Here is a 4200-nt window from a genome sequence, read left to right on the forward strand (position 1 = left end):
GAACACCTTTTCGCCCATCATCACTAATTCCAACGACTGGATCAGGGCTTCCGGCGAGACGTCCTTCATCAGATAACCATTGACGCCAGCAGTCATGGCGTCGCGCAGGGCATCAACCACTAGGTCGTTGGCCAGTACCACAATGCAGGTTTCAGGGTAGGCGCTTCGGATCCGGTGCAGATTACCAGCCTCGCTGGTGATGACCAACCCGGAAGAACCCACACCTCCAACAGCCTGCTCAATCGTGCTGAACTCTGCCTCGACCGCGAAATGGGTATCGGCAAGCAGATGCTTCAGGCCTTCGCGGAACAGGCGGTTGGTTTCGATCAGAATAGTGCGTATCGGTGTCATAACGAACTCTCCAAAGCGCTGTTGATCGAACGACCGCGTGATCCGGCTTGATAGGCTGTGGCGCGTTCGTTGCTGCGTTGGAGAAACAATGTATGATATTCCAGATGAAATAAAGGTAAAATTAACACTTTATCGTGGATAAATGGTCCTATGTGCCTGGTACGGATGCTGACTCGGTTTGTGCCGTTAGGTTTATGCCAGCAGTCCGTTCGTGGCCCTTCCGCTTAGGCCGATATCTCGGACATTAGGCTTCCTGCGGTCACTAATCCTTAGCAGGTTGCAAGTGTAAGGGCAGTTTTCGATGCCGATATGGCCGGATCGCCGATCCGCTCCTTCACGTGGAAAACCAGCCGAACCAATGAAACGGCCAAGTGCCCGGCTAAGATTGCGGTGACCTATGGCCAAACTGCCACCGAGCTGACACCTTCCGCCGAGGCCGCCGTCGAGGTTCAGTTCTGAGCAATACCGGTATGGAAAGGGGCTCTGGCCCCTTGTCTGGCACCGGCAAGCATTGACATTGCCCCGCTAGACCGGACCAGTGGCAACGTTTGTCATGCAGCCGCTTGGATCAGCATCTCCGCATGAGCCTGGGCCGGCGTCCGGTAGTCGATCCCGGAATGTCGGCGTTTCCTGTTGTAGAAGATTTCGATGTATTCGAACAGCGCCGCCTTGGCCTCGCGACGGGTGCGGAACTGCGTTCGATGAACCAGCTCGGTCTTGATCGAGCTGAAGAACGATTCCATCGGTGCATGTTAGCTTCGCTGACCCTAACGGGTTCAAGACAGTCGCCCTTGCGGCTCATGGATGCCTTGATGCCGTAGCAGTCGAGGATCTTCCGGTACGGTCCACAGGCGTATTGAACGCCGCGGTCGGAATGATGAATGAGGCCTCGGGGCGGTGCGCGATGCTGGATCGCCATCATCAGGGCGTTCTCGCACAGCGAACTCCTCAGGTGATCGGCCATACTCCAGCCGACGATCTCGTGGGTCGCCATGTCCTTGACGGCGGCCAGGTACAGCCAGCCTTCGTCAGTGGCGCACTATACGTAATGTCTGCGAGCCAGATCGTGTTCGGGCGATCCGCCTCGAAGGCACGCTGGAGCAGGTTGGGGGCGATGCCGTAGCCGTGCCGGCTGTCGGTCGTGATCGGCGGCCGCTTCCTGCGCCGGGGTGGCTGAATGCCGTTCTCCTGCATGAGGCGGGCGACCCTCTTGCGGGCGATGCGGAAGCCCTGAGCCAGCAATTCAGCATGGACGCGCGGAGCCCCATAGCGTTCGCCGCTTTCCTGGAAAATGCCGCGGATTTGGCCGACGAGGTCGGCTTCGGTGCGGGTCTCCGCCGCTCTGGCCTGACCACCGGCCTGCCAGTCATGGAACCAGCTGCGCGCCACTCCCAGAACAGCGCACAGCAGGCGGATCGAATAGGTAGCGCCGTGGGCGGAGATGAAGGCGAGCTTCGCTTTCATGCTTTCTCCGCCCACCTGGCGAAAAAAGCCGAGGCTTTCCGTAGGATCTCGTTCTCCTCCTGAAGCCGCTTGTTGTCGCGCCGCAGCTGCTGCAGTTCGGCCGCTTCCGCCCGGCGTCGCGCGACCGCCTCCGCCGATCCGGCAGCCTGCTGCTCCAATCGCCAGGTCTTCACCTGCGTCGCCGCCACACCGAAGGCCTGGGCGACACTGCTCAGTGTCTGGCCGGGCTCATCCAGCCGGGCAACCGCCGCTGTCTTGAACTCCGCCGTGTACCGGCGGCGCGTCTTCTTCGTCATATCTTTCCTCCAGGTGGTTCGTAAGCTTACCACCTGGTCCGGTCTGGCGGGGCAAGGTCAGTTAGAAGCGATGCGCTCTGCATGCCCACTAAAACTGACTGTGAGAGTCTAATCTATGGTCGAATAACATAATAATAGGTCAACTTACTAGGGCATACATGTAGTTATAGTTCCTATGAGCTATTGAGGGCCTGTTATTTAGATATCAAAGTTCTCGAATAGACACACAGGAGGATCACCATGGTTGATCGCATGTCTTTGCCAATTATTGATGAAGCGTTGACGGCTTATACCAAGGGAGAGCTGCCTCCGGAGGCGCGCCTCCGGATTGAACAAGTCCTGGGCCATGACCCGGAAGCTGCTGCGCGGGTGGGGATGCTGCGGAGACAGCGCCAGGCAGGACGGGCATCTCATGGTCGTCGTAGCAGGGGTGCTAGTAAGACCGATCATATCTCGTTTGATCCAACAATGGTTTGAAGCAGAAAGCTCAAGTTGAGAAAACGCCTGTGCTTGATGAGAGATATCACTATAATCACAGTGAAAACTCGTACACATAGGGTTTCATGATGGGGACTGATCGCCCCTGCCTGTAGTACATTTCCCTCGTTTTTCAAAATGAGCCGGAGAGTTGAGCTTCGACTTTAGCGGCCAGGTTTCGAACGTTACCGATGGGCAAGGCGCCAACCACCACAAAAATGTACCCATCCTCATTCCAGTGACCGACAACGAGGCCCTGGTGCTTATCAACAGAGAAGGAGCTTTTTCTTAGTTCACTCAACGTGATGCACAATGCAACCGGGGGTTCATCATCATGTTTATAGATCAACTGTGCAACAGGGTGCCCTTCCATGACCAGCATTCGCGCGCCGATGAATTCCAGCCCATCTCGCGTCAGATCCGGAACAGTCAACTTTCGGTTTAATCGGTTACCCAACCACTCCTCGATGTGCGCTTTGCGGGTTGCAGGCACTTCTACCAAGTGCTCCGTCTCACGTGCGTATATGACATGATACTCCGCAAGCTCCTTAAGCAGTTCGTCGGTTGCACTCGCGCTGCCCTGCTGTGACCGTAGTGCATAATAGCCATAGTTAGCACCTGCAACCGCCAAAAGCAGGAATGACGCAGCCAGCGCTTGGCGCACCCATCGGAACCTCGAAAAGATCTGCCAGCGTCTTTGTCTTTCTTGAGCGGGTGAACTGGAGGATGCCAGTGCCAAAAACCTCTCAGGCACCGGCATGAAACGCTGCGCCGCACAGCTGGTGCGCAACCGAGCGGTCACATCGCGCAGTTCTTTGACTTTCCGGCGTGCTTCCTCACTTCGGGCAAGAAGTTTCTCAACATCAGCAAGCTGGGCGGAGTTCAGTTCCCCATCAACGTAAGCAGCCAGGAATGCATCATCGACAATCATCATCGTCACCGCAACTTCACAATATCACTGGGCTGCCATGGAGATTGTCCGAGCCGCTTGGCTAGAGAAAACCGTCCCCGGGATACCCGGCTCATGACAGTGCCAATGCTGATACTGAGTATTTCGGCAGCCTCCTTATAACTCATGCCGTCAATGCACACTAGGGTAAGCACGATGCGCTGATCCTCTGGCAGCTGAAGCAGGGCCTGATAGACGTCATCAAGCATCAGCAGGTTTTCGGCCACCGTTGTGCCCTTGTCGCTTTCAACATTGAGCGCATCTTCAAGAGGGGCACTGTTTTTGTTGAAAGCACTGCGCTGTTCATCAATCCAGGCATGATACATGATTGAGTACAACCAGCTGTCAAGACGCGTTCCCGGTGTCCATTGGTCGGATCGCTCAAGCGCACGTTCGCAGGCATGTTGAACCAAATCGTCTGCACTATCCTCTGACTCGGTCAAGCTGATCCCGAAGCGTTTCAACCTTGGGTACAAAGACACCAGGCGGCTACGAATGTGATCCTGGATTGATTTCATGATCCCGTCTGAACCTAACCCCTGTCATGGTCGGCTGGCTATATGGAAGCGCTGGACATAGAGTTGTTTAGCGCCATCCGATATCAAGTGCAGATTTGGGCTTAGCAAAACCTCTGGGGTTGCATAAATAATTTCTTACATATTT

At 55.7% G+C, this 4200-nt stretch carries 8 protein-coding genes and 1 pseudogene; 2 read left to right on the forward strand and 7 right to left on the reverse strand.

From position 1 onward, the window contains the following. The coding region (locus AC5JJ6_RS01570; protein WP_496040357.1) for a response regulator at positions 1-351 on the reverse strand (351 nt) is incomplete at its 3' end. A 309-nt stretch (positions 352-660) separates the two neighbouring features. Here AC5JJ6_RS01570 and AC5JJ6_RS01575 point away from each other — a divergent pair. Next, on the forward strand, positions 661-810 hold the full coding sequence (locus AC5JJ6_RS01575) for a hypothetical protein (protein ID WP_496040358.1): 150 nt from the start codon (positions 661-663) through the stop codon (positions 808-810). 92 nt (positions 811-902) lie between these two features. On the opposite strand, the gene AC5JJ6_RS01580 is transcribed toward AC5JJ6_RS01575, so the two are convergent. The 4 genes and pseudogenes from AC5JJ6_RS01580 to AC5JJ6_RS01595 form a co-directional block, all read right to left on the reverse strand. Then, positions 903-1094, reverse strand: coding sequence for an IS3 family transposase (locus tag AC5JJ6_RS01580; RefSeq protein ID WP_496040359.1), 192 nt, complete (start codon positions 1092-1094; stop codon positions 903-905). 98 nt (positions 1095-1192) lie between these two features. Next, positions 1193-1345: pseudogene (locus tag AC5JJ6_RS01585) on the reverse strand (DDE-type integrase/transposase/recombinase); the annotation flags it as partial. Further along, on the reverse strand, positions 1300-1815 hold the full coding sequence (locus AC5JJ6_RS01590) for an IS3 family transposase (protein WP_496040360.1): 516 nt from the start codon (positions 1813-1815) through the stop codon (positions 1300-1302). The gene AC5JJ6_RS01590 and the pseudogene AC5JJ6_RS01585, both read right to left, overlap by 46 nt. Next, a complete protein-coding gene (locus tag AC5JJ6_RS01595; RefSeq protein ID WP_496040361.1) occupies positions 1812-2111 on the reverse strand; it encodes a transposase in 300 nt (99 codons plus the stop codon). Before AC5JJ6_RS01595 ends, AC5JJ6_RS01590 begins: the two co-directional genes overlap by 4 nt. Positions 2112-2351: 240 nt before the next feature. Between AC5JJ6_RS01595 and AC5JJ6_RS01600 the strand changes: the two genes are divergently transcribed. Further along, a complete protein-coding gene (locus AC5JJ6_RS01600) occupies positions 2352-2588 on the forward strand; it encodes an anti-sigma factor family protein (RefSeq protein ID WP_496040362.1) in 237 nt (78 codons plus the stop codon). Positions 2589-2721: 133 nt separating this feature from the next. On the opposite strand, the gene AC5JJ6_RS01605 is transcribed toward AC5JJ6_RS01600, so the two are convergent. Continuing rightward, entirely contained in the window at positions 2722-3528 is an 807-nt protein-coding gene (locus AC5JJ6_RS01605; protein WP_496040363.1) for an anti-sigma factor family protein, read from the reverse strand. Next, positions 3525-4055: a sigma-70 family RNA polymerase sigma factor gene (locus AC5JJ6_RS01610; protein ID WP_496040364.1), complete on the reverse strand. Its 531-nt coding sequence runs from the start codon at positions 4053-4055 to the stop codon at positions 3525-3527. Before AC5JJ6_RS01610 ends, AC5JJ6_RS01605 begins: the two co-directional genes overlap by 4 nt. Between the last annotated feature and the right edge of the window lie 145 nt (positions 4056-4200).

The sequence above is a fragment of the Skermanella sp. genome (assembly GCF_059503625.1).

Excerpts from the sequence above, each read along its gene's own strand:
- AC5JJ6_RS01575 (WP_496040358.1), top strand. The coding sequence starts at position 661 with ATGGCCGGATCGCCGATCCGCTCCTTCACGTGGAAAACCAGCCGAACC.
- AC5JJ6_RS01580 (WP_496040359.1), bottom strand. The coding sequence starts at position 1,094 with ATGGAATCGTTCTTCAGCTCGATCAAGACCGAGCTGGTTCATCGAACG.
- AC5JJ6_RS01590 (WP_496040360.1), bottom strand. The coding sequence starts at position 1,815 with ATGAAAGCGAAGCTCGCCTTCATCTCCGCCCACGGCGCTACCTATTCG.
- AC5JJ6_RS01595 (WP_496040361.1), bottom strand. The coding sequence starts at position 2,111 with ATGACGAAGAAGACGCGCCGCCGGTACACGGCGGAGTTCAAGACAGCG.
- AC5JJ6_RS01600 (WP_496040362.1), top strand. The coding sequence starts at position 2,352 with ATGGTTGATCGCATGTCTTTGCCAATTATTGATGAAGCGTTGACGGCT.
- AC5JJ6_RS01610 (WP_496040364.1), bottom strand. The coding sequence starts at position 4,055 with ATGAAATCAATCCAGGATCACATTCGTAGCCGCCTGGTGTCTTTGTAC.